Source organism: Pseudomonas sp. RA_15y_Pfl1_P11, assembly GCF_963970975.1.
Classification (GTDB): domain Bacteria; phylum Pseudomonadota; class Gammaproteobacteria; order Pseudomonadales; family Pseudomonadaceae; genus Aquipseudomonas; species Aquipseudomonas tritici.
Genome location: NZ_CAXAOY010000014.1, coordinates 153,394 through 176,087 on the forward strand (window position 1 = coordinate 153,394; position 22,694 = coordinate 176,087).

The 22,694-nt window shown below is 60.6% G+C and carries 18 protein-coding genes and 1 pseudogene; 8 read left to right on the forward strand and 11 right to left on the reverse strand.

Going from position 1 to position 22,694, the window contains the following annotated elements:
- The first annotated feature begins 18 nt into the window (after positions 1 to 18).
- The 4 genes from AACY44_RS18510 to AACY44_RS18525 all read left to right on the forward strand — a co-directional run bounded on the left by AACY44_RS18510 (position 19) and on the right by AACY44_RS18525 (position 8,963).
- Positions 19 to 2,007: an alpha-1,4-glucan--maltose-1-phosphate maltosyltransferase gene (locus AACY44_RS18510; protein ID WP_339427998.1), complete on the forward strand. Its 1,989-nt coding sequence runs from the start codon at positions 19 to 21 to the stop codon at positions 2,005 to 2,007.
- Positions 2,008 to 2,163: 156 nt separating this feature from the next.
- Complete coding sequence (gene treS / locus AACY44_RS18515) at positions 2,164 to 5,511, forward strand: maltose alpha-D-glucosyltransferase (RefSeq protein WP_339418476.1); 3,348 nt, start codon at positions 2,164 to 2,166, stop codon at positions 5,509 to 5,511.
- On the forward strand, positions 5,508 to 7,745 hold the full coding sequence (glgB, locus tag AACY44_RS18520) for a 1,4-alpha-glucan branching protein GlgB (protein WP_339418478.1): 2,238 nt from the start codon (positions 5,508 to 5,510) through the stop codon (positions 7,743 to 7,745). Before treS ends, glgB begins: the two co-directional genes overlap by 4 nt.
- A 90-nt stretch (positions 7,746 to 7,835) precedes the next feature.
- Complete coding sequence (locus tag AACY44_RS18525; protein ID WP_339418480.1) at positions 7,836 to 8,963, forward strand: GGDEF domain-containing protein; 1,128 nt, start codon at positions 7,836 to 7,838, stop codon at positions 8,961 to 8,963.
- Here AACY44_RS18525 and AACY44_RS18530 read toward each other — a convergent pair.
- Positions 8,942 to 11,152 carry an ATP-binding protein gene (locus AACY44_RS18530; protein ID WP_339418482.1) on the reverse strand — a complete coding sequence of 737 codons (2,211 nt, stop codon included), beginning with the start codon at positions 11,150 to 11,152 and terminating at the stop codon, positions 8,942 to 8,944. The two genes, AACY44_RS18525 and AACY44_RS18530, sit on opposite strands and share 22 nt — an antisense overlap.
- A gap of 151 nt (positions 11,153 to 11,303) precedes the next feature.
- Positions 11,304 to 12,155 (reverse strand): CAP domain-containing protein, encoded by an 852-nt coding sequence (locus AACY44_RS18535; RefSeq protein WP_339418511.1) that lies wholly within the window; start codon positions 12,153 to 12,155, stop codon positions 11,304 to 11,306.
- 649 nt (positions 12,156 to 12,804) lie between these two features.
- Here AACY44_RS18535 and AACY44_RS18545 point away from each other — a divergent pair.
- Positions 12,805 to 13,479: a GNAT family N-acetyltransferase gene (locus AACY44_RS18545; protein ID WP_339436699.1), complete on the forward strand. Its 675-nt coding sequence runs from the start codon at positions 12,805 to 12,807 to the stop codon at positions 13,477 to 13,479.
- 107 nt (positions 13,480 to 13,586) lie between these two features.
- Here AACY44_RS18545 and AACY44_RS18550 read toward each other — a convergent pair whose 3' ends face one another.
- The gene (locus tag AACY44_RS18550) at positions 13,587 to 14,180 is read right to left on the reverse strand and encodes a TetR/AcrR family transcriptional regulator (protein ID WP_339418486.1); all 594 of its coding nucleotides are present in this window, start codon (positions 14,178 to 14,180) and stop codon (positions 13,587 to 13,589) included.
- 69 nt (positions 14,181 to 14,249) lie between these two features.
- Between AACY44_RS18550 and AACY44_RS18555 the strand changes: the two genes are divergently transcribed.
- Entirely contained in the window at positions 14,250 to 14,849 is a 600-nt protein-coding gene (locus AACY44_RS18555) for an NAD(P)H-dependent oxidoreductase (protein ID WP_339418487.1), read from the forward strand.
- A 1-nt stretch (position 14,850) separates the two neighbouring features.
- Here AACY44_RS18555 and AACY44_RS18560 read toward each other — a convergent pair whose 3' ends face one another.
- The 3 genes from AACY44_RS18560 to AACY44_RS18570 form a co-directional block, all read right to left on the reverse strand.
- The gene (locus AACY44_RS18560) at positions 14,851 to 15,240 is read right to left on the reverse strand and encodes a hypothetical protein (RefSeq protein WP_339418488.1); all 390 of its coding nucleotides are present in this window, start codon (positions 15,238 to 15,240) and stop codon (positions 14,851 to 14,853) included.
- A gap of 32 nt (positions 15,241 to 15,272) precedes the next feature.
- Complete coding sequence (locus AACY44_RS18565; protein WP_339418489.1) at positions 15,273 to 16,529, reverse strand: 3-phosphoshikimate 1-carboxyvinyltransferase; 1,257 nt, start codon at positions 16,527 to 16,529, stop codon at positions 15,273 to 15,275.
- A gap of 260 nt (positions 16,530 to 16,789) precedes the next feature.
- A complete protein-coding gene (locus AACY44_RS18570) occupies positions 16,790 to 17,344 on the reverse strand; it encodes a UPF0149 family protein (RefSeq protein ID WP_339530813.1) in 555 nt (184 codons plus the stop codon).
- Between the two features lie 185 nt (positions 17,345 to 17,529).
- On the opposite strand from AACY44_RS18570, the gene AACY44_RS18575 reads away from it, so the two are divergent.
- Positions 17,530 to 18,342, forward strand: a complete 813-nt coding sequence (locus AACY44_RS18575; protein ID WP_339418491.1) for a crotonase/enoyl-CoA hydratase family protein — start codon at positions 17,530 to 17,532, stop codon at positions 18,340 to 18,342.
- Positions 18,343 to 18,347: 5 nt separating this feature from the next.
- Complete coding sequence (nudC, locus tag AACY44_RS18580) at positions 18,348 to 19,181, forward strand: NAD(+) diphosphatase (protein ID WP_339418493.1); 834 nt, start codon at positions 18,348 to 18,350, stop codon at positions 19,179 to 19,181.
- Here nudC and AACY44_RS18585 read toward each other — a convergent pair.
- From AACY44_RS18585 to AACY44_RS18605, 5 genes and pseudogenes are all read right to left on the reverse strand, one after another.
- Complete coding sequence (locus tag AACY44_RS18585; protein ID WP_339418495.1) at positions 19,149 to 19,928, reverse strand: TSUP family transporter; 780 nt, start codon at positions 19,926 to 19,928, stop codon at positions 19,149 to 19,151. The two genes, nudC and AACY44_RS18585, sit on opposite strands and share 33 nt — an antisense overlap.
- Before the next feature lie 182 nt (positions 19,929 to 20,110).
- Positions 20,111 to 20,827 carry a phosphatidylcholine synthase gene (gene pcsA / locus AACY44_RS18590; protein WP_339418497.1) on the reverse strand — a complete coding sequence of 239 codons (717 nt, stop codon included), beginning with the start codon at positions 20,825 to 20,827 and terminating at the stop codon, positions 20,111 to 20,113.
- A gap of 149 nt (positions 20,828 to 20,976) precedes the next feature.
- The gene (locus tag AACY44_RS18595) at positions 20,977 to 21,891 is read right to left on the reverse strand and encodes a class I SAM-dependent methyltransferase (protein ID WP_339418499.1); all 915 of its coding nucleotides are present in this window, start codon (positions 21,889 to 21,891) and stop codon (positions 20,977 to 20,979) included.
- A gap of 50 nt (positions 21,892 to 21,941) precedes the next feature.
- Entirely contained in the window at positions 21,942 to 22,430 is a 489-nt protein-coding gene (locus AACY44_RS18600) for a DUF1289 domain-containing protein (protein WP_339427993.1), read from the reverse strand.
- Positions 22,431 to 22,515: 85 nt separating this feature from the next.
- Positions 22,516 to 22,694: pseudogene (locus AACY44_RS18605) on the reverse strand (ribonucleotide-diphosphate reductase subunit beta); the annotation flags it as partial.

The window sequence follows — 22,694 nt, forward strand, 5'->3', positions numbered from 1 at the left end:
GTAAGGGGAAGATGCTCGATGACTGCTGAAGCACAGGTTCCAGAGAACGCCATATTGCCGCTGTCCAAGGCGCTGTTGCTGCCCAGGATTGCTATCGAAAGCACCACCCCCGTGATTGACGGCGGCGAATTCGCCGTCAAGGCCGTGGTTGGCCAAAGGGTCAATGTCACCAGCAACGTGTTCGCCGACGGCCATGACAAGCTCGCCGTACTGATCCGCTGGCGCCCGCTGCAGGAAGAGAGCTGGCACAGCGTGGTGATGACTGATGTGGGCAACAATGGCTGGGAGGGCGCGTTTACCGTCACCCAGCAAGGCCCCCACGAATATTGCATTGAAGCCTGGATCGATACCTTCGCCAGCTTCTGCTACGAGCTGCGCAAGAAGCATGAAGCCGGCGTACCGGTCAGCCTGGAATTGCAGGAAGGCCGCAGCCTGGTGCTGCAGGCCGCCGAACGCAGTGACAATGAACTGCGCGACCGCCTGATGCTGCTACACCACGAACTCTCCGGCCTGTTGGAAACCGAGCAGGTCGCGAAGTTTCTGCGCGAAGACAGTGCACACCTGATGACCCAGGCCGATCACCGCGCTTATTTGAGCATCAGCACCGTGTACCCGATTGATGTGGAGCGCGAGGCCGCACTGTTCGCCAGTTGGTACGAGCTTTTTCCGCGCTCGATCACTGACGATCCTGCGCGTCATGGCACCTTTAATGATGTGCACTCGCGGCTGTCGATGATCCATGACATGGGTTTTGATGTGCTGTACTTCCCGCCCATCCATCCGATCGGGCGCAGCCACCGCAAAGGCAAGAACAACTCCCTCACTGCTGGCCCTGATGATCCGGGCAGCCCGTATGCGATCGGCAGTGAAGAGGGCGGCCACGAGGCCATTCACCCGCAACTGGGCAGCCGCGATGACTTCCGTCGCTTGGTGCAGGCCGCTGCCGACCATGGCCTGGAAATCGCCCTGGACTTCGCCATCCAGTGTTCCCAGGACCATCCTTGGCTCAAGGAACATCCGGGTTGGTTCAACTGGCGCCCCGACGGCACGATCAAATACGCGGAAAACCCGCCGAAAAAGTACCAGGACATTGTTAACGTCGATTTTTACGCGGCGGACGCGATTCCAGGCCTGTGGACCGAACTGCGCGATGTGGTGGTGGGTTGGGTGGAAGAGGGCGTGAAAACCTTCCGTGTCGACAACCCGCACACCAAGCCGCTGCCATTCTGGCAATGGTTGATCAGCGACGTCCGTGCCAAGCACCCGGACGTGATTTTCCTCGCGGAGGCGTTCACCACGCCGGCGATGATGGCGCGCCTGGGCAAGGTCGGTTATTCCCAGAGCTACACCTATTTCACCTGGCGCAACACCAAGGCCGAGCTGAGCGAATACCTGACGCAGTTGAACGCGTCGCCATGGCGCGAATGCTACCGGCCGAATTTCTTCGTCAATACGCCGGATATCAATCCGCCGTTTTTGCATGAGTCAGGCCGCCCGGGCTTTTTGATCCGCGCCGCGCTGGCCACCATGGGTTCGGGCCTGTGGGGCATGTATTCGGGCTTTGAGTTGTGCGAAGCGGCGCCGGTGCCGGGCAAAGAGGAATACCTGGATTCAGAGAAGTACGAGATCCGCCCGCGAGACTTCACTGCCCCCGGCAACATCATCGCCGAGATCGCTCAGCTCAACCGCATCCGCCGGCAAAACCCGGCGCTGCAAACGCACCTGGGCTTGAAGCTTTACAACGCGTGGAACGACAACATCCTGTATTTCGGCAAGCGCAGTGAGGATGGCAGCAACTTCATTCTGGTGGCGGTCAACCTTGACCCGTTCAATGCCCAGGAGGCCAGTTTCGAGTTGCCATTGTGGGAATTGGATTTGCCGGATGACGCCGAGACCCAAGGCGAAGACCTGATGAACGGCCATCGCTGGACCTGGTATGGCAAGACCCAGTGGATGCGCCTTGAACCGCAGATGCCGTTTGGAATCTGGCGTATCACCACATCCTGAGCCAAGTGAAGATCAACTGTGGGAGCTGGCTTGCCGGCGATAGCGGTACATCAGTCAACACGTGCTGTGCTGACACACCCTTATCGCAGGCAAGCCCGCTCCCACATTAAACCGCGTTCATTCAGCCGGTTTTTTCAGAATTTCCAGGAGTTTCCAATGGCGAAGAAACCCAACGCAGCCACCTTTATCAAAGACCCGCTCTGGTACAAAGACGCGGTGATTTACCAAGTTCATGTCAAATCCTATTTCGACTCCAACAACGACGGCATCGGTGACTTCCCCGGGCTGATCGCCAAGCTCGACTACATCGCCGACCTGGGTGTAAACACCATCTGGCTGCTGCCGTTCTACCCTTCGCCACGGCGCGATGACGGTTACGACATCGCCGAATACCGGGGCGTGCACAGCGATTACGGGACCATGGCCGACGCCAAGCGCTTCATCGCCGAGGCGCATAAGCGCGGGCTGCGTGTGATCACTGAGCTTGTGATCAACCACACCTCCGACCAGCACCCTTGGTTCCAGCGTGCGCGCAAGGCCAAGCCCGGCTCCGCAGCGCGGGACTTCTACGTCTGGTCGGATGACGAACAGAAATACGACGGTACGCGCATCATCTTTCTCGACACCGAGAAATCCAACTGGACCTGGGACCCGGTCGCCGGCCAGTACTTCTGGCACCGCTTCTATTCCCACCAGCCGGACCTCAACTTCGACAACCCGCAAGTCATGAAAGCCGTGCTGTCGGTCATGCGCTACTGGCTGGACATGGGCATTGACGGCCTGCGCCTGGACGCCATCCCGTACCTGATCGAACGCGACGGCACCAACAACGAAAACCTTCCCGAAACCCACGATGTGCTCAAACAGATCCGTGCGGAGATCGATGCGCATTACCCGGACCGCATGCTGCTGGCCGAAGCCAACCAGTGGCCGGAAGATACGCAGTTGTATTTCGGTGACAAAAAGGGCGACGACGGCGATGAATGCCATATGGCCTTTCACTTCCCGTTGATGCCGCGCATGTACATGGCGCTTGCCCAGGAAGATCGCTTCCCGATCACCGATATCCTGCGGCAGACGCCGGAGATTCCCGCCAATTGCCAGTGGGCGATCTTCCTGCGCAACCATGATGAGCTGACCCTGGAAATGGTCACCGACAAAGAGCGCGATTACCTGTGGAACTACTACGCCGCCGACCGTCGCGCGCGCATCAACCTGGGCATTCGCCGCCGCCTGGCGCCGTTGATGGAGCGAGACCGTCGCCGTGTCGAACTGCTCAACAGCCTGTTGTTGTCGATGCCTGGCACGCCGACCCTGTATTACGGCGATGAAATCGGCATGGGCGACAACATCTATCTCGGCGACCGCGATGGCGTGCGTACGCCGATGCAATGGTCCATCGACCGCAACGGCGGCTTTTCCCGCGCCGACCCGGCCAGCCTGGTGCTGCCGCCGATCATGGACCCGCAATATGGCTACCAGTCGGTCAACGTCGAGACCCAGGCCCAAGACCCGCATTCGTTGCTGAACTGGACCCGGCGCATGCTGGCTGTGCGCAAGCAGTCCAAGGCGTTTGGCCGTGGCAGCTTGAAAATGCTCTCGCCGAGCAACCGCCGCATCCTGGCGTATACCCGCGAATTCACCGGCGAAGACGGACGCCACGAGATCATCCTGTGCGTGGCCAACGTGTCACGCAGTGCCCAGGCGGCCGAGCTGGATCTGTCGGCGTTTGCTGGCATGGTCCCGGTGGAGATGCTCGGCGGCAATGCCTTTCCGCCCATCGGCCAGCTGAATTTCCTGCTGACCCTGGCGCCTTATGGTTTCTATTGGTTTGTCTTGGCGGCCGAGAATCAAATGCCCAGCTGGCATGTGGAGCCTGTTCAAGGGATGCCGGACTTCACCACACTGGTACTGAAAAAGCGTATGGAAGAACTGTTGGAAGAACCCTGCCGCACCTCGCTGGAGCAGACTGCGCTCCCGGCCTGGCTGCCCAAACGCCGCTGGTTTGCCGGCAAGGACACGGCTATCGACAGCGTGCGCATTGCCTATGGGGTACGTTTTGGCGACCCGCAACACCCGGTACTGCTCAGCGAGCTGGAGGTGACCGCAGGTGGTCAGGTCAGTCGCTATCAACTGCCGTTTGGCTTCCTTGGCGAGGACCAGTTCACCAGCGCATTGCCGCAGCAGCTCGCGATGGCCCGTGTGCGTCGGGCACGCGAGGTGGGCCTGGTGACCGACGCGTTCAGCCTTGAGCACTTCATCCGCGCGGTGATCCAGGGCCTGCAGGCCGGCACGGTGCTCAACTCCAGCGAAGGCGACCTGCGGTTTGAAGCCACAAAACATCTGGACGCGCTGCAACTGACGGACGAAGCACAAGTGCGCTATTTGTCCGCCGAGCAGTCCAACAGCTCAGTGGTGGTGGGCGAGGGCCTGGTGCTCAAGCTGATCCGCAAAGTCAGCGCCGGTGTGCACCCGGAGCTGGAAATGAGCGCCTACCTCACCGCAGCCGACTACCCGAATATTTCGCCGCTGCTGGGTTCGGTGATTCGCCGCGACGCCGACGGCCATGACAACCTGCTGATGATTGCCCAGGGTTACCTGAGCAACCAGGGCGACGCATGGAGCTGGACGCAGAACAACCTGGAACGGGCGATCCGCGACGAGCTTGCCCAAGCCATCTCGGAGCAGGAACAGCACTACAACGCCCTGGGCGAACTGGCCGACTTTGCCGGATTGCTCGGCCAGCGCCTGGGTGAAATGCACGTGGTGCTGGGTGCAAAAACCACAGACAAAGACTTCAAGCCCGAAGTGACCACGGCCAAGGACACTCAGGCCTGGGCCAAGGATGTCGGCGCGCAGCTCGACCGCGCGCTGCAGTTGCTACAGCTGCATCAAAACCATTTGAACCCTGTGGAGCAAGCGCTGGTCAGTGATTTGCTGGCGCAGAAAAAGGCCATCGCCAGCCATGTTCAAGCCCTGGCGAAAGCCACGGCAGGCGGGCTGCGCATCCGCGTCCATGGTGATTTGCACCTGGGCCAGGTGCTGGTGGTGAAGGGCGATGCCTACCTGATCGACTTCGAAGGTGAACCGGCACGACCGCTGCACGAACGACGCGGCAAGCACAGCCCGTATAAAGATGTGAGCGGCGTGTTGCGCTCCTTCGATTACGCGGCGGCCATGGCGCTGAATGTGCAAGGGGTCGATCACTCACCCGAGGCGGGCATATCGCGCAAGCGTGTGACCGATCGTTACCTGAAAGAAGCACGCCAGGCCTTTATCGAGGCTTATCAGTCGGCTACGTCTACACTGGCGCATGACTGGCAGGATGCCAAAGGCCAGGACGCAGCGCTGACCTTGTTCAGCCTGGAGAAGGCCGCGTATGAAGTGGCTTACGAAGCGGAAAACCGTCCGACCTGGTTGCCGGTGCCCTTGCAAGGGTTACACGGCCTATTGAGTGGGCTAACACCAATATCGAAAACTGCACGCGGTGGGGAATCGTCATGAGCTTTACACATAAAGAACCGCTGCAACCGAAGTTGACTGCACTGCCGGCGTCCAAGGACGTCGACGCACTGGTACGCGCCGAACACCATGACCCGTTCTCGGTGCTCGGGCCACACGATGATGAGCACGGCGGCCAGTTTATCCGCGCATTCCTGCCGGAGGCCTTGAGCGTCCAGGTACTGGCGCGTGACAGTGGCGAGCAGATCGGCAGCCTGGACGCGAGCCAGGTGCCGGGGTTGTTTGTCGGGCACTTCACTACACGCCGGGCGTACCTGCTGAAAATCCAGTGGGCCGGTGGTGAACAGATCACCGAAGACCCCTACAGCTTCCAACAACTGTTGCTCGGTGAAATGGACCTTTACCTGTTTGCCGAAGGCAATCATCGTGACCTCAGCAGTTGCCTGGGTGCCCAAGTGACCACGGTCGACGGCGTGCAAGGTGTGCGCTTTGCCGTATGGGCACCGAATGCGCGGCGCGTATCGGTGGTGGGCGACTTCAATGTCTGGGACGGTCGCCGTCACCCGATGCGCCTGCGCCATCCTTCCGGCGTGTGGGAGATCTTTATCCCACGCCTGCAACCGGGCGCAGCGTACAAATATGAAATACTTGGCGCCAATGGGATCCTGCCGCTCAAGGCCGACCCGATGGCGCTGGCCACTCAACTGCCACCCGACACCGCATCCAAGGTTGCCGAACCCTTGCAGGTCGACTGGCAGGACCACGAATGGATGCAGTCACGCCTCGACAAGCAAAAATCCACCGCGCCACTGTCGATCTACGAGCTGCACGTGGGCTCATGGCAGTGCGAGTTGGACGAGGCGGGCGAAGTAGCCCGCCAATACAACTGGCGCGAGCTGGCTGAGCGGTTGATTCCTTACGTGCAGCAACTGGGCTTCACCCACATCGAGCTGATGCCGATCATGGAGCACCCGTTCGGTGGCTCCTGGGGTTACCAAGCGTTGTCACAATTCGCGCCGACGGCGCGGTTCGGTTCGCCGGAAGATTTCGCCTATTTCGTCAATGCCCTGCATCAGGCCGATATTGGCGTGATTCTCGACTGGGTGCCGGCGCATTTCCCGACGGATACCCACGGCCTTGCGCAATTCGACGGCACCGCGCTGTACGAATATGCCAACCCGTTGGAAGGCTTCCACCAGGATTGGGACACGCTGATCTACAACCTGGGTCGCACCGAAGTGCATGGCTTCATGCTGGCCTCGGCGCTGCATTGGCTCAAGCACTTCCATATCGACGGCCTGCGCGTTGATGCCGTAGCGTCGATGCTCTACCGCGATTATTCGCGCAAGGCCGGCGAATGGGTGCCTAACCGCCATGGTGGGCGGGAGAACCTTGAAGCCATCGACTTCCTGCGTCACCTCAACGATGTGGTGGCCCTGGAAGCGCCGGGCGCCTTGGTGATTGCCGAGGAATCCACCGCCTGGCCGGGTGTGAGCCAGCCGACCCAACAGGGCGGTCTGGGCTTTAACTACAAATGGAACATGGGCTGGATGCACGATTCCCTGCATTACATCCAGCAGGACCCGGTGTACCGCGCCCATCACCACAACGAACTGAGTTTTGGCCTGGTGTATGCCTGGTCCGAGCGGTTTATCCTGCCGATCTCCCACGATGAAGTGGTGCACGGCAAGCACTCGTTGATCGACAAGATGCCCGGCGACCGCTGGCAGAAGTTTGCCAACTTGCGCGCCTACCTGGCATTCATGTGGATGCACCCCGGTAAGAAACTGCTGTTCATGGGCTGCGAATTCGGCCAGTGGCGCGAGTGGAACCATGATCAGCAACTGGACTGGTACCTGCTGCAGTACGCGGAACACAAGGGCGTGCAGAAGCTGGTCGGCGATTTGAATCGCTTGTATCGGGAGGAGCCGGCCCTGCATGAGCAGGACGACGCACCGCAGGGCTTCCAGTGGCTGATTGGCGACGATGCGATCAACAGCGTCTATGCCTGGCTGCGCTGGAGCAAGGACGGCAAGCCGGTGCTGGTGGTGGCCAACTTCACCCCGGTGCCGCGTCAGGGCTATCAAGTCGGTGTGCCGTTTGGCGGGCGTTGGAGTGAGGTGATCAACAGCGACGCCGACATGTACGCAGGTTCCAATTATGGGAACGGCGGCGAGGTGTTTACCCAGGATGAACCACTCCATGGTCAACCGGTGTCGCTGTCGTTGAACGTGCCGCCACTTGGGGTGCTGATTCTGCGGCCAGAAACGCTTTAAAGGCGCTACCGTGCTCGATTCTGTTGTCCATGCTGGTGGCAGGGTGCCACAATAGCGCCATTCTCGGGGGCAGTAGATCAGGCGGATTTCATGAATGGCCTTGGGCGTGGGCAGGACCAGGATTGCGTTATAGAGGAGTTGGTGCGAGCTGACCGTTTGCACCAGCTGTTTCGGCAGTCATTTGCCGCCATTCTCGGCAGTTTCTTGGCAGCGGTCATGCTCTGCTGGCTCTGCTGGGACCGGTTTGACCATCAGGTCATCCTGGTCTGGCTGGTGGTGTTGGCGGGGTCATCCCTGTTGCGCGTCAAGATGTTTGTAGAGTGGTTTCGCTGCCCTAACGCCGAGCGCACGCCGGATCTGTGGGAGCGCCGTTATTGGATGACGCTGGTGTTTTCCGCCGGGATCTGGGGCTTCGGCGCCTTGGCGGTGATGCCGACGGATGATCGCCTGTCCCAGGTGCTGGTTATGTTGTTTACCGTGGGCATGTCGGTCAGCGCGGTATCCTGTTACTCGGCTTATCGTTACATGACCCTGGCCTCCATGGGCCTGGTGCTGCTGCCGTGTACGCTGTGGCTGCTGTTCCAGCCTTCTTCGATGCAAGTGGGTGTGGCCATCGCCGTATTGGTGTTCTCCACCTTTGTCGTCAGCGCCACGCGCAAGTTGTCCGATGCATTGGAAAAGGCGTTTCGCCTGACCCGGCAAATGGAACGTGCCCACAATATCTCCACTCGCGCCGCACAGACCGATGAGCTCACCGGTCTGATGAATCGCCGCGCGTTTTTCGAACATGCCCAGCGGCTGCATGAACAATGCCTTCACAACCAGCAGCCGCTGTGCGCGCTGATGATGGACATGGACCACTTCAAGGAAATCAACGACACCTACGGCCACCAGACCGGGGACCAGGTGTTGCGCCAGATCGGAGGGGTGATCAGCGCGTCCTTTCGCGAGGCGGACGTGTATGGGCGCGTGGGCGGCGAGGAGTTTGCGGTATTGCTGCCCAATACTTCGCTGGAAACGGCGCGGGGTATTGCCGAGCAACTGATCAAGGCCATTTCCAGCCTGGACTCTGAACCCGTGCAAGGGTTGACCGCCAGCCTGGGTGTGGCGTCCACCCATGCCCAGGACCAAGACCTGCACGGCCTGATGAATACCGCCGACAAGGCGCTGTACCGCGCCAAGGCGCAAGGTCGCAATCAGGTGGCGGTGGCGCAGTAGGGCTCAGTCCTGGACATTGCCTTGGTCAGCGCCCGCGCGACCTGGTCGGCGGAATAGGGCTTGGGCAGGAACTCGACGCCTTCATAGCCACTTTCGGCCAGCTCTTCGCTGTAGCCGGAGGTGAGCACCACCGGCAAGTCCGGGCGCCATTGACGCAGCTTTTTGATCATCGCCACACCGGTCATGCCAGGCATCACCACATCCGAAAATACCCCATCGAATGCCAGGGCATCCGTACCGGACAGCGCGAGTGCCTGTTCGGCATCGGTGGCCCAGGTGGTCTGGTAACCCAGGTCCTGCAGGATCTGGTTGGCAAAGCGGCCCACTTCCAGGTTGTCTTCCACGATCAGGATATGGCGCTGGGTCGTATCTTGGGGCAGTTGCTGGCCTGTCGGTGTCGGTGTGTGGTGCGTCATCTGCGGCGCCACTTCTGGCAGGTACAGGGTAAACACCGTGCCCTGGTCTGAGTGGCTGGCCACGTCAACGTTACCGCCGGACTGCTTGGCAAACCCGAATACCTGGGACAACCCCAGCCCCGTGCCTTTGCCTACCGGCTTGGTGGTAAAGAACGGCTCGAAAATGCGCTCGAAGGTGTCAGCCGGAATGCCGCTGCCAGTGTCAGCCAAGGAGACGGTTACAAAAGGTTGGCGTACTTGCTCATCGCCGCGGATGTGCGGCATTGCGTCTACATCGGCCACGCGCAAGGTCAGGGTGCCTTGGCCCTCCATCGCATCCCGGGCATTCAGGGCGATATTGATCAGTGCGGTCTCGAACTGGCTGGTGTCGACACGTGCATAGCAAGGCCGCTCGGGCAGTTGCACCTGCACATGGATACGCGCGCCGGTGACGCTTTCGAGCATTTCGCCGATGTTCTTGACCCGTTGCCCGACATCGAAGACTTCCGGGTTCAGGGGTTGGCGCCGAGCGAAGGCGAGCAGTTGGCTGGTGAGCTTGCTGGCGCGCTCGACGGTGTCGGAAACCGCGCCCATATAGCGTTGGCGTCGCGCCTCGGAGAGCCCGGGCTGACGCAGGAAATCCACGGACGAACGAATGATGGTCAACAAGTTGTTGAAGTCATGGGCCACGCCACCGGTCAATTGGCCGATGGCTTCCAGCTTCTGCGACTGGCGCAGCGCGGCTTCGGCCTGGGTGAGGGCAGCGGTGCGCTCTTGCACGCGTTGTTCCAGGGTCGCGTTCAGCTCGGCGAAGGCGGCCAGGCCTTCGCGTACGGCGGCGTCGGCACGCACCCGCTCGATATGCGCCCAGGAGCGCTCGGTGACTTGGCCGACCAATGCCAGGTCATCAGGCGACCAGACCCGGGCGGTTTTGTGGTGCACGGCCATCAACGCGGTCAGGCGGCCATTCTTGATCAGTGGGAAGCACGCGGTCGCCAGCGCCCCCAGGGCCTGATAGCTGGCGGCAACCTCGGGGGCGAACTCAATGCGACTGTCTTCGACCACCAACGGTTCACCGCCGCGCAGTTGTTGCACCGCCCTTGCGCCGAACGAGGCCAGGCGGTAGCGCCCCACGGTGCTTGGCGAGCCGGGCGCGGCCCAATTGCCACGAATGGTAAAGCCGTCCTCATCGTCGTCCATATCGGCGTAGGCGCAATTGGAGACTTGCAAGTGCTTGGCAAGCAGTCGCGTAGTGATCGACATGATACTTTCGGCGTCGGCAGCATTCGCCACGGCGCTGCCCACTGCGTCCAACACGGCCAGGCGGCGGGTCAGGAGTACGGTGGCGGTGGTTTCGGTGACGGTATCGAGCATCCCCACGACGTTGCCCTTGGGATCGCGGATGGGGCTGTAGCAAAAGGTAAAGTACGCTTGTTCGACACCCATGCCGCGCTCGATCTGCAGCGGGAAGTTCTCGATATAAGTGGCACGGCCTTCGAATGCCGCGTTGGCAATAGGGCTGATGTCTGCCCAGACCTCACCCCAGACTTCGCTGAACGGGCGGCCCAATGCATCGGGTTTATCGCCCAGGATCGGAACGAAGGCGTCGTTATACAACATAGTCAGGTGAGGCCCCCACACGATGGATTGGGGGAAACTCGAGGCAAGGCATAACGCGACGGTGGTCTTGAGCACGTCCGGCCACTGCCCCGGCGGCCCCAGGGGCGTTTTCGCCCAATCATGCTGGCGAACCCGCTCAGCCATGTCGCTGCTGCTTTGCAGCCATTTCATCATTGCAAGAGCACCTTGTTTGCCTCGGTCTGTTTATCCGCCCCGTATGTCAGGCTGCCAAGCTACAGACCGGGATGGCCGCTGCCAGTTCAGCGGGATTATCCATGAGATGGCAATTTGATGCTTCCTGCACTTCAATCTGCCAATACCGCGTTTATTGTGCGCCGAAAACCCCCGTCCAATAGATGCCTGCGTCACTCTTCGGGTCCATCGCATAGGCCGCACCCAGCTCGCGGAATTGCGGGTTCATGAGGTTGGCGCAATGGCTGGGGCTGGCAAGCCAGCCGTCGACGACCTTGCGTGGCGTGTCCAGGCCGGCAGCGATATTTTCGCCGATGGCCTTCGCGGTGTACCCGGCCAGTTCGGCGCGGTCGCCGGGGGTACGGCCGTCATGGTCGAGGTGGTCGAAGAAGTTACCGTTAGCCATGTTGCGCGTATGGCTGTTGGCGGCGCCGGCCAGGTTTTCATTCCAGGACAATGGCGTGGTCGCGGTAAACGCCTGGGTACCGCATTGGCGCGGTTGGGCGCGGGCGGTATTGATCAGGTTGAGCAATTGCTTACCTTCGGTCTGCCAATCGCCCAGGCCGCTGGTCAGCAGCGGGCGGGCGAGCACGATGCGCCAGTCCTGGCCGCTGTTGCTCACGCCGATGTCGACAAATTGCGGGTCCAGCACCACACGGCAGAAGCTTTCGCGCACTGCCTTCATGGCTGACTGCGCGTCCTTGGGCCCCGACAGGCTGATGGCCTGCACGTTGACCATCGGGTACGCGGCCCGCGCCAGCGCTTGCTGCAAGTCGCCCACATTGTTGGCGGGCAGCACCAATCGCGTGTCGCTGGCCAGCGGTGGGAGTTCCTGGGAACCCTGGTCACCGCAGCGTTGCACATGGCTGCGGTATTGGTTGATCTGTTGGACTAACTGACTTTCTTCATTCGCCATCGCGGTGGCGCAGAACACCGTAGTGGCGGCCAGCGTCGTAAGACCCATCATCAATGACAGAACGCGCATGGACGTTACCCTTGAGCTTGAAAGTGCCCATGATGCGCGATCCGGGTGCATCCATGCACCCGTTAGTCCGAACTTTTTCCTTAAGTTTTTGCATGCAGAGTGTTTACGGCCCTGATCGCACAACGCGAACACCACCACCAGCGCTGCAGAAATGGCGAGAATAATCAGAACGCCATCAGTGGAATGCGCCAATCGCCGTCCAACAGGAACTCGTTTCCGTTGATGGTCAGCAGGCACACGCACTGGCTAATTGGCTTCTGAGGAAGTCATGGAAGGCCGCGAAGTCGTCATTTTCTGCGCGAATGGCGCTGAGAACCCGTACGAAAAGCGAATAGGGGGCTGGAGCACAAGCATGGGAGAACCTTGTTGATCAGGGTATCAGGCAATAGTCGTTACGATTTTATCTTGTCAATATCTGTGTCGTATCGCTCCTGCGAGCAGGATCAATACGAGCGCCCCGCCGAAAGTGGCGTGCAGGCCGCTGGCCACTGACTGTGCAGTAGCGTGCGTCACCTCCGGCGTGGCCCAGGCGAACACTGCGCCGAGGGCCAACGTGCCGACAATCAAGCCGAGATTGCGCTTTGCGTGAGGTGTGCGGGCTGCAACGGGTACAATCGCCGCTGCCTTGATGCTAAACCCAGGAATTTGCATGTTCAGCCTTACCCGCTATACCACACCGTGCCCCGAGCTTGTGAATGGCCAGATCCTGCAGATGGTGGTGGACAACCTCACCGACATCAGCAGCGTGGGACTGCCGCCGAGCAACCTGCTGTACAACATCTACCAGTACGCCACCGGCTTTGAGGTGCACCTGTACCTCGAAGCACTGAACGGTTCAAAAGGCATTGCCGTCGAGTTGGTTGTGGCGACCGATGCGCAGGACCCGGAAAAGGTCATTGGCTTTGTGCTGTGTCTGCCAGTGAAGGATGACCCCGAGGCGTGTGGCGTCGCTTTCATGGCGGTGCAAGTCGGTTACCGGCGCCAGGGTGTGGCACGCGCGATGATGCGCGACGTGCTGAGTCGTTATCCCCATGCGGAGCTGGCGTGCTCAGTGGAAAAGGTGCCGGCGTTTGAAGGCATGGGCTTTCGAGTGCGCGGCGCGCGCGGTACCCAGGTGCTGATGAACACGCGGGACTACGGCACCGATGGCTTGATGGGGGTACTGGATGTGGCGGCGATCTACAGCTCGCTGGAAGTGCGGCAGATTCATACGTATCTGCTGCAAAAGCACGGCAAGCGGGCGATGGTGGATGCGGAGAAGCAGCGCGATCGGCATCTTGATCAGTTGGCGCGTAAGGTTCAGTTGTTTGTGGCTGCGCACTGACCCGCTCACGAGGAGGTGCGATGTGGCCTTGGTGGTCAGCCTTTCGGTGACTGAACCACCGCAATCGCAGGTAAGCCCACCCCCACAACACGCCGACTGACACTGATCTAAAGGCGGCCGCGATTAACCATCGCCAGTATGGTCGCCAACAACTCCTGTTGCGCCTCTTCACGGCTGATCTCGCCACTGGCCGCCGCCTGGGACAACGCTTCCGCCGCCCCCAGCATGGCGCGCAAACCGGCCTGGGATAAGCGCCCAAAAGGCGACAGCGCGGCGCGGCACTTGTCGAGGAAGATCGCCTCGTACTGGCGCTTCAGGGCTTCCAGCTCCGGCGAGCTGCTGAGTGCCGCAATCACCCCCGGAATTTCCCGGCCTTGCAATAACACACAATCCACATAGGACTCGGCGATCACCCAGGCCCGCCCTTCAAGGGTGGCGCTGCTGGCTGCTATGGCGTTGGCAAATACCCGATCCTGGCGCGCATCGAAATCCTCATACAGCGCGGTCAGCAACCCGGCACGGGTGACGAAATGGTCGTAGACCACCGGCTTGGTCACACCCGCCAGTTCTGCCAGGCGGCCGAGGGTCAGGGCTTCGGTGCCTTCATCACGCACCAGTTGCCAGGCCACATCCAGCAATTGGCGCAGGCGATCTTCACGGGATAGGCGACGACGTGGGGTAGGGAATTCGCTGCTTGACATGCTTATATACCAAAAGTAACTTACTAATCGTAACTTAAGCCCAGCGTAACCCCAAAGGGAGTCAATGTCATGCACGCACTCATCGTTGTTGCTCATCACGACCCGCAATCCCTCACCCATAGCGTCGCCGCGCAGGTGGCTGCTGGCCTGGCTGCATCAGGCCACACCTTTGAAATTGCCGACATCGCCGCCGAGGGTTTTGACCCGCGCTATACCGCGGTCGACCACTTGGTGCACCGCACTCGCGCCACGCCACCGGCCGACGTACTGGCCGAACAGGCCCGCATCGACCGCGCCGACGCCTTGGTGCTGGCGTTTCCGATTTACTGGTGGTCGTTGCCAGGTCTGCTCAAAGGTTGGATCGACCGCGTCTTCATCAATGGGTGGGCGATCGACTACCGCCCCGATACGCCGGTGGTGAAGAAGCTGCGGCACTTACAGGTGCACCTGCTGGCCTTGGGCGCCGCCGATGACGATGCATTCGACCGACACGGCTATGCCAAGGCGATGCGCACGCAGATCGACTACGGGATCTTCGACTACTGTGGCGCACAGGTGGTGACGTCGGCGCTGATGCTGGAATCGGAAAGCGGCGGGGCGCAGGCGCATCTGCAAAAGGCCAAGACCGTGGGCCAGGGTTTGTTCGAGCGGGAGACGGTCGCCGGTTGACTCAACCTTCGCGGAACAGGTCGTGGGCATCCAGCAGGCGGTAGGCGATCTCTGGTCGTTTCTCCAGGCCTCGGCGGATCGCGGCAGGGATCGATTGTCGGGTTTTGCGGCACATGCCCGGCAGTTCATCGATCACGATCTGGATCCCGCGCATGCTCTTGACTTCGGTATGGCCTGGCGCGATATGCACGCGAATGCCCAATTGCTGGTACATCAGCTCTTGCAGGCGCTCCAGGTCTTGCAGGCTCTTGAGGTCTTCAAGGCGGTCGAGCAGTTTCTTCTCTTCCTGGCGCGTCAGGTTGAGGATGCGCAGATCGGCAGCTGGCGCGTGCAGCAGTTGTTCGCGGTCGCAGACGCAAGCGCCGGGTGGGCAGGGTTGGCGAATCGTCATGTGCACGGCCTCCCCATTCCGACGCTGATCGCTCAGTAGGTCAGTGCAACCCCAAGACTGCCCAACGCCTTCCAGTACTCAGGATAGGTCTTGGCTACGCAGTCCGGGTCCTGAATGCGGATGCCCGACACTTTCAGCCCGGCCAGGGCAAAGCACATGGCAATGCGGTGGTCGGCGTGGGTGTCGATCAGCGCGCTGCACGACGTGCCGGCCAGCGCTGGATCGCTAGCCACCAGCAGGTCGTCGCCTTCGATGGTCGCCAGGCCCGGGCGGATCTCGTTCAGGCCGTCATGCAGCGCCTGTACGCGGTCACATTCCTTGACCCGCAGGTTGGCCAGCTCAGTGAAACGCACCGGGGTGTTATTGAACGCGGCGAGCACCGCCAGGGTCGGGATGGCGTCCTGCATCTGCGAGCCGATCACGGTCGCCTGCATGTCTGGGAATTGCGCGATCACCGCCTGGGCCTTGGCGTCCGGCTGAGTAAAGTCTTGCGCGGCTACGCCGATGTCGATGCGGCCACCGGTCAACACTTCAGCGGCCCACAGGTAAGTGGCGGCGGAGGCGTCGGGTTCGATCAGATAATCATGGGCGCTGTAGCCGGTAGAGGCGACGCGCCAGGTGGTGTCGTTGACTTCTTCAACCTGGGCACCAAAGGCACGCATGCAGTCCAGGGTCAGGTCCACATAGCCACGCGCACCGATGTCCTTGCCGGTCAGCGCCACTTCAATCGGCGCTTCACCGCAGGCGGCGAGCATCAGCAGGGCCGATACGTATTGGCTGGACAGGCCGCCGTCGATCTCGAAGCGTTTGGCTTTGATTTTGCCTACGCCGTGTACGCTGACGGGTGGGCAACCGGTGGGGCTGTCGACCTGGATGCCGTTCTGGCTGAGGGTCGCCAGCAGCGGGCCGATCGGGCGTTTTTGCATGTAGTCATCGCCGTCCAGCACCACGGTGCCTTCGACGGTGGCAACGGCTGCGGTGAGGAAGCGCATGGCGGTGCCAGCGTTGCCGAGGAACAGCGGTTGGGCCGGCAGTTGCAGTCTGCCCTGGCCGGTGACGACGAAGGTGGTGTCGTCCGGCTCGTCGATGGTCACGCCCATTTGGCGCAGGGCTACCGACATGTGGCGGGTGTCATCGCTTTTGAGCGCGCCGCTGAGGCGGCTGGTGCCCTTGGCCAGTGCCGCCAGCAGGAGGGCGCGGTTGGTAATGGATTTGGAGCCGGGGGGCGCGACCTTGCCATTGAGGGGGAAGTTGGGCGGTGTAACGGTCACGGTTTTCTGCGAACTCAAGGTACAGGGCTCCTGATTCAAGGCACGGGCGGCGGGCGGAGTTGAATAATCGGGTATAGATGCGGTGCTTGTCGAGCCATGGGGTCATGACCGCAGGTATTTTTTGGGTGTACATCGATCTAACTGTGGGAGTTGGCTTGCCTGCGATGGCGGTCTATCGGGGTACATATCCGTTTTTTTGGTAACGGCGGGTATTGGTTGCGCCTTTAGTCCGGCCAGCGTGTTTGACGGGGCGCCTGAGATCAAGATCAAAAGCCAAATTATCGCTTCGTTAGCCAGTAATCATGCAGCGCCCGCGCTGCCGGTTCGATTTCGCTGACGCGCTGCTGGTGCGCCTGCACATTCAGGTCGGCGGGTAATTCGAAATTGTCTTGTTCGGCGCACCAGGAGATTTTCTCCAACTCTGCGGCCTGGGCGGCTGGCAGTTCCGGCCAGTTGCCGATGGCGGCGCCGCGGATGTAGCCAAAGCACCATTCTTCGGCGAGGGTCACGGTTTGGCCCTGGTGTTCGGTTTCATCGAATCGGGCCTTGAAACCCTTGGCATCAGTCGCCAGTTGTTCGGCCAGGGTGTTGAGATGGCGAACGCACAGTTCGAGGAAGCTTTGCGCTTCGTCCATGTTGTCCCATTCCGGGTTCTGGCCGCCCCAGATGGCCGGGAACCACTCCGCCACGTCCACTTGGACCGGGCTGGACACGAGCGCGGTGAAGTAGCCGTCGAGTTCGGCCAGGTTCAATATGCTATGGTCGTCGCCGTATTTGAGCAGGGCATCTTCGATCGATTCAAATTCGGCGCAGGTGAGGGGGTGGGCGTGCATGGGCATATCCTTTAAACGTCGAGCGCCGCTGAGGGGGCGGCTTAAAGCCCGAAGGATGGCGTGTACGCAGGGTTTTATCCAGCGTCTTTTTCTTCACGGTGTACAGTCCCGCTTTTGGCCGATGCGTCCTTGCGCACCCTTGTTATAGTTCGGGCCTAATTACTCGCCAGCCAGGGATCACTGCCATGCCCGAATACCAAGCTTTCGTCGTCGAACTCACTGGCAACGTTGCCCATGTGCAGATAAACCGCCCGGAAAAGATCAACGCGATGAACGCGGCGTTCTGGACCGAAATCATCGACATCTTCCAATGGGTCGAAGACACCGACGCCGTGCGCGCCGTGGTGCTCAGTGGCGCCGGCAAGCACTTCTCCTCAGGGATAGACCTGATGATGCTGGCCTCGGTCGCCAACGACCTCGGCAAGGACGTGGGCCGCAACGCGCGCCTGCTTCGACGCAAGATCCTCGAACTGCAGGCCTCGTTCAATGCCGTCGACAACTGCCGCAAGCCAGTGCTGGCGGCAATCCAGGGTTACTGCATCGGCGGCGCCATCGACCTGATCAGCGCTTGTGATATGCGCTACGCCGCCGAAGACGCGCAATTCTCGATCAAGGAAATCGATATCGGCATGGCCGCTGACGTTGGCACCCTGCAACGCCTGCCACGCATTATTGGCGACGGCATGCTGCGTGAGCTGGCCTACACCGGCCGCCAGTTTGGCGCCGAGGAAGCGCGCAGCATCGGACTGGTCAACCGTGTGTATCCCGATCAGGACAGCCTGTTGGCCGGCGTCATTGAAATCGCTCATGAAATCGCCGCCAAGTCACCGATTGCGGTCACTGGCACCAAGGCCATGATTAGCTACATGCGTGATCACACCGTCAATGATGGCTTGGAATACGTTGCCACCTGGAACTCGGCTATGTTGCAATCCAACGACCTTCGCGTGGCCATCGCGGCCCACATGAGTAAGCAGAAACCCGAATTCGTGGATTGACTGACATGACCCCAGGCTGGATTACCACAACGCTGCTGGACAACGACACCCCGGGTGGCTGGGCCGTTGCCCGCAGCCGTGAGGGCTTTTTGCATGACACCAATGGCCCGATGTTTCCGCGTGAATGGCTAAAGCGCCAGGACCTTTCGGTGTTTGCCGAGCACGGTATCGGCCACCTCGACGGCGAGCCGGTGTACCTGCTGGAACTCAACGCGGCGGCTGAAGTGCCGGGCTGCAGCTGGCAGGGCTTGCGCGGCTTCATGCTGCAAGGTGATCACACCCTGTACAAAGTGTTGGGCTATGCGGCGCAGATCGGCACGTGGGCACGGGAGCATCGGTTTTGCGGCAGTTGCGGCCAGGCCATGGCCCAGGTGCCACGCGAGCGGGCGATGTATTGCCAGGCCTGTGACCTGCGCAGCTACCCGCGAATCTCGCCGAGTATGATCGTGCTGGTGACCCGTGGCGACGAGATCCTGCTGGCGCGTTCGCCGCGTTTTGTCACAGGCGTGTACAGCACGTTGGCGGGGTTTGCCGAACCGGGCGAGTCCGCCGAAGATTGCCTGGTCCGCGAGGTTCGCGAAGAGGTGCAGGTGGAGGTCAAGAACATCCAGTACATGGGCAGCCAGTGCTGGCCGTTCCCGCATTCGATGATGCTGGGTTTCCACGCTGAATACGCGGGTGGCGATATCGTGCCTCAGGCTGACGAGATTGAGGACGCGCAGTGGTTCAATATCCACGACCTGCCGCCGTTGCCGGCGTCACGTTCGATTGCGCGTTACCTGATCGACCTCTACCTGGCCCGTCGTCTAGGCCACGCTGAACCAGTGCTGCCAGGCTAGGCGCACGGTCAGGCCGAGTACCACGGTGATAAACACTGGGCGAATGAATTTGGCGCCGCCGCTGATCGCGCTGCGTGCGCCGAAGAACGCGCCACCCATTACCGAAATGCCCATCGCCAGGCCGACGATCCAATCCACCGAGCCGTTGAAGATAAATACCGACAGCGCCGCCGCGTTGCTGACGAAATTCATGCTGCGCGCCACGCCGCTGGCTTTGACCAGATCGATGGGGTACAGCAGCATCGTGCTCACCGTCCAGAACGCCCCGGTGCCGGGGCCCGCTACGCCATCGTAGAAGCCCAGGCCAAAGCCCTGGGTGGCTTGCCATTTCTTCTTGATCGGCGCATCTGCGTCCAGCGGCGCCTTGGGGGTACCGCCGAACAGCAGGTACACACCACAGGCAAATACGATCACCGGCAGCATTTTGTTGAGGGTTTCTGCAGGCAGATAGTGCGCGACTACTGCGCCAGCGAGCGCACCCACCAGCGTACCGACGATGGCGTGCACCCACTGGCGCGGGTGGAACAGCTTGCGGCGGTAAAAGGTAAAGCTGGCGGTCGCCGAGCCGAACGTGGAGCTGAGCTTGTTGGTGCCCAGTACCAGATGGGGTGGCATGCCGGCGGTGAGCAGGGCCGGCGTGGTGAGTAAGCCGCCGCCTCCGGCAATGGCGTCGATGAAGCCGGCGATGAACGCGACGACGGCCAGGATGGCGAGGGTGGTGAGGTCTACGCTGAGTTCGAAGGGCATGGGCAGGACTTATTCTTGGAAGGGCGCTAAGCGAAAGGCCGCCATCTTACCCGCCTGAGGTATGCAGATCCAAATGTGGGAGCGGGCTTGCTCGCGAATGCGGTGCATCAGCTAGCACATTCAGTGACTGACACAGCGCATTCGCGAGCAAGCCCGCACACATTTTTAACCGTGCCGACTTACTAGCGGCGTGCCTCGATCCACTCCAGGGCGGTGCGCCAGACACAAATCCCCAGGAAGTACGCCGACATCACCGACCATAATCCAAACGTCCACGGGTTGGTGTTTGGATAATCCACCACCATCAAAAAGCTGCACAGCAACCAAATCGTGGTCACCGCGATATTGATCGGCATGAATCGCTTAACCCGGAACGGGTGCAAGAACTTCATTGGCGTTACGGTCAGCAGCGCCAGGCCAAGCACTGTGAGCAAGGTGACCCAGGCTTGCGGCTGGATGATATAGACACACAGTGCAACCACGTTCCATGCCGCGGGGAAGCCGACGAAGTAGTTGTCCTTGCTTTTCATGTTCACGTTGCAGAAGCAGAACAGCGACGAGACCAGGATCACCGACACCGTCAACAGGTGGGTAAATTCCGGCAGGTCGATATAACGGTAGATAAACAGCGCCGGAATAAACACATACGTCAGGTAATCAATCACCAGGTCCAGTACCGATCCGTCGAAGCTCGGCAAGACCGTGCTCACGTTGACCCGTCGCGCCAGTGAACCGTCGACGCCGTCCACCACCAGCGCCAGGCCGAGCCACAGCAGGCAAGCCTTGGGTGAGTTTTCCAGCAGCGCCAGGGTAGCCAGGAAGGCCAATACCACACCGGTGGCGGTAAAGCCGTGGGCGCCCCAGGCTTTGAGTCTGGCTACATGCAGGGTCGATATCACGGGCGGTTCTCCAAAAGGTGAAACGGGGCAGCCGACAACGTGACGCTGTCGAGTCTGGCCGGGGAATGCAGGTATCGACCGGGAAGGGGGTCAGAAGGTTCACCAACCGGGTGCATCACTTAGCGTAGCAAGCGTAAGCCGTTTCGGCATCAGCCCTGGCGGAACACCAAGGCCTTTAAGCCGCTTTGCGCATCAATATCAGGAAATTCCGGCGGGTTTTGCAGCCGTTCGACGAATCGTAACCCGGGTGCCTCTTGTGTCACACCGTCGATCAGGAAGTCCTCGCCGAGGGCGGGGTCGTTCATGCACGCCAACACGGTGCCCTGTGGGGTCAGCAAGTCCGGCAGGCGCCGCAATACGCGCTGGTAATCCTTGGTCAGCAGGAAACTGCCTTTCTGGAACGACGGCGGGTCGATGATCACCAGGTCGTAGGGGCCGCTGTTGGTGACCTTGGCCCAGGACTTGAACAGGTCGTGGCCCAGAAAGCTGACCCTGCTCAGGTCATGACCATTCAGGCGATGGTTGTCGCGGCCACGGCTCAGGGCGCCGCGCGCCATGTCCAGGTTGACCACGTGGTCGGCGCCGCCTTCGATGGCGGCCACGGAAAACCCACAGGTGTAGGCAAACAGGTTGAGTATCCGCTGGCCCTTGGCGTGTTCGCGAACCCAGTTGCGGCCGTAGCGCATGTCGAGGAACAGCCCGCTGTTCTGTTTTTTACCCAGGTCGATCAGGTAACGCAGCCCGCCTTCAATAATGGTCAGCTCGTCGATAGGGTTGCCCACCAGCCATTCGGTGGTGCTTTGCGGCAAGTAGCGGTGTTGCAGCGCGACGGTGTAGGCATTGAACTGCGTCTGCAGCAGCTGTTTCAGGGCGTGCAGGTGTTCTGCATCAGGCGCCTTGAACAACGACACCAGCAGCACGCCTTGTAGCCAGTCCACCGTCAATTGCTCAAGGCCCGGCCAGCAGCGGCCACGGCCGTGGAACAGGCGCCGGGTTTCAGCCGGTGGGCTGGCCAGGGCGGTGAGCAAGTGAGTGTGCAGGGTGGTGAGTGCTTCTGGGTTCATCGTTAAACGTCGGTCATTGAGCGGGCGGCATTTTAAACACAATTGCGTCGTTAGAATGCAGCGATCAAGGGTGAACCAAACACGTCCCGAATAAACCCTGGCGCGATATACCGTTCGTAATGCGCCTCGGACAGCAGGAAAAACTCCCGATCAATCGCGTCGCGCAGGTCCGCCAAATGGCGCTCACGAAACTCCGGCAACAAGGCCAGGCCATACGCATCCAACTTGGAAATCACCCGCGCACCCCGGGCTATCAGTTGGTATGCCCAGCAATACGGCGATTGGTGCGGCATAAAGCGGATCGTGCGACTTTCCAGCTGCTGGCGCAGCAGGTGCGCATCAAACACTTCCAGTTTGCTGGTCATCACCTGCACCAACAATTGCTCAAGGCGCAGCCACACGGCCTGCTTTTCGTCGGCGTTGTAGCCGTTCCACTGGATCACTTCGTGGTGATAGCGTTTGCAGCCCCGGCACACCAGGTCACCGTAAACGGTAGAGCACAGGCCGACGCAAGGTGTCTTGATGGTTTGATTGGGCATAAGTGGCAATTTGCAAAGTCTGTAAAACACCGCAGACCTAACTGTGGGAGCGGGCTTGCTCCCACAGTTAGGTCTGTGTCGTTGATTAGTCCCAGCTCAACGCACCGCCAGTCTGATACTCGATCACACGGGTTTCGAAGAAATTCTTCTCTTTCTTCAAGTCCATGATCTCGCTCATCCACGGGAACGGGTTGGTGGTGCCTGGATACTCTTCTTTCAAACCAATCTGCGACAGGCGACGGTTAGCGATGAACTTGAGGTAGT

Bases quoted from the DNA above. Each gene is read 5' to 3' on its own strand.
- AACY44_RS18545 (WP_339436699.1), top strand. From the start codon at position 12,805: ATGTTCAGCCTTACCCGCTATACCACACCGTGCCCCGAGCTTGTGAAT.
- AACY44_RS18550 (WP_339418486.1), bottom strand. From the start codon at position 14,180: ATGTCAAGCAGCGAATTCCCTACCCCACGTCGTCGCCTATCCCGTGAA.
- nudC (WP_339418493.1), top strand. From the start codon at position 18,348: ATGACCCCAGGCTGGATTACCACAACGCTGCTGGACAACGACACCCCG.
- AACY44_RS18595 (WP_339418499.1), bottom strand. From the start codon at position 21,891: ATGAACCCAGAAGCACTCACCACCCTGCACACTCACTTGCTCACCGCC.
- AACY44_RS18530 (WP_339418482.1), bottom strand. From the start codon at position 11,152: ATGATGAAATGGCTGCAAAGCAGCAGCGACATGGCTGAGCGGGTTCGC.
- AACY44_RS18510 (WP_339427998.1), top strand. From the start codon at position 19: ATGACTGCTGAAGCACAGGTTCCAGAGAACGCCATATTGCCGCTGTCC.
- AACY44_RS18560 (WP_339418488.1), bottom strand. From the start codon at position 15,240: ATGACGATTCGCCAACCCTGCCCACCCGGCGCTTGCGTCTGCGACCGC.
- AACY44_RS18585 (WP_339418495.1), bottom strand. From the start codon at position 19,928: ATGCCCTTCGAACTCAGCGTAGACCTCACCACCCTCGCCATCCTGGCC.
- AACY44_RS18525 (WP_339418480.1), top strand. From the start codon at position 7,836: ATGAATGGCCTTGGGCGTGGGCAGGACCAGGATTGCGTTATAGAGGAG.
- AACY44_RS18575 (WP_339418491.1), top strand. From the start codon at position 17,530: ATGCCCGAATACCAAGCTTTCGTCGTCGAACTCACTGGCAACGTTGCC.
- treS (WP_339418476.1), top strand. From the start codon at position 2,164: ATGGCGAAGAAACCCAACGCAGCCACCTTTATCAAAGACCCGCTCTGG.
- AACY44_RS18600 (WP_339427993.1), bottom strand. From the start codon at position 22,430: ATGCCCAATCAAACCATCAAGACACCTTGCGTCGGCCTGTGCTCTACC.
- AACY44_RS18535 (WP_339418511.1), bottom strand. From the start codon at position 12,155: ATGCGCGTTCTGTCATTGATGATGGGTCTTACGACGCTGGCCGCCACT.
- AACY44_RS18555 (WP_339418487.1), top strand. From the start codon at position 14,250: ATGCACGCACTCATCGTTGTTGCTCATCACGACCCGCAATCCCTCACC.
- glgB (WP_339418478.1), top strand. From the start codon at position 5,508: ATGAGCTTTACACATAAAGAACCGCTGCAACCGAAGTTGACTGCACTG.
- AACY44_RS18570 (WP_339530813.1), bottom strand. From the start codon at position 17,344: ATGCACGCCCACCCCCTCACCTGCGCCGAATTTGAATCGATCGAAGAT.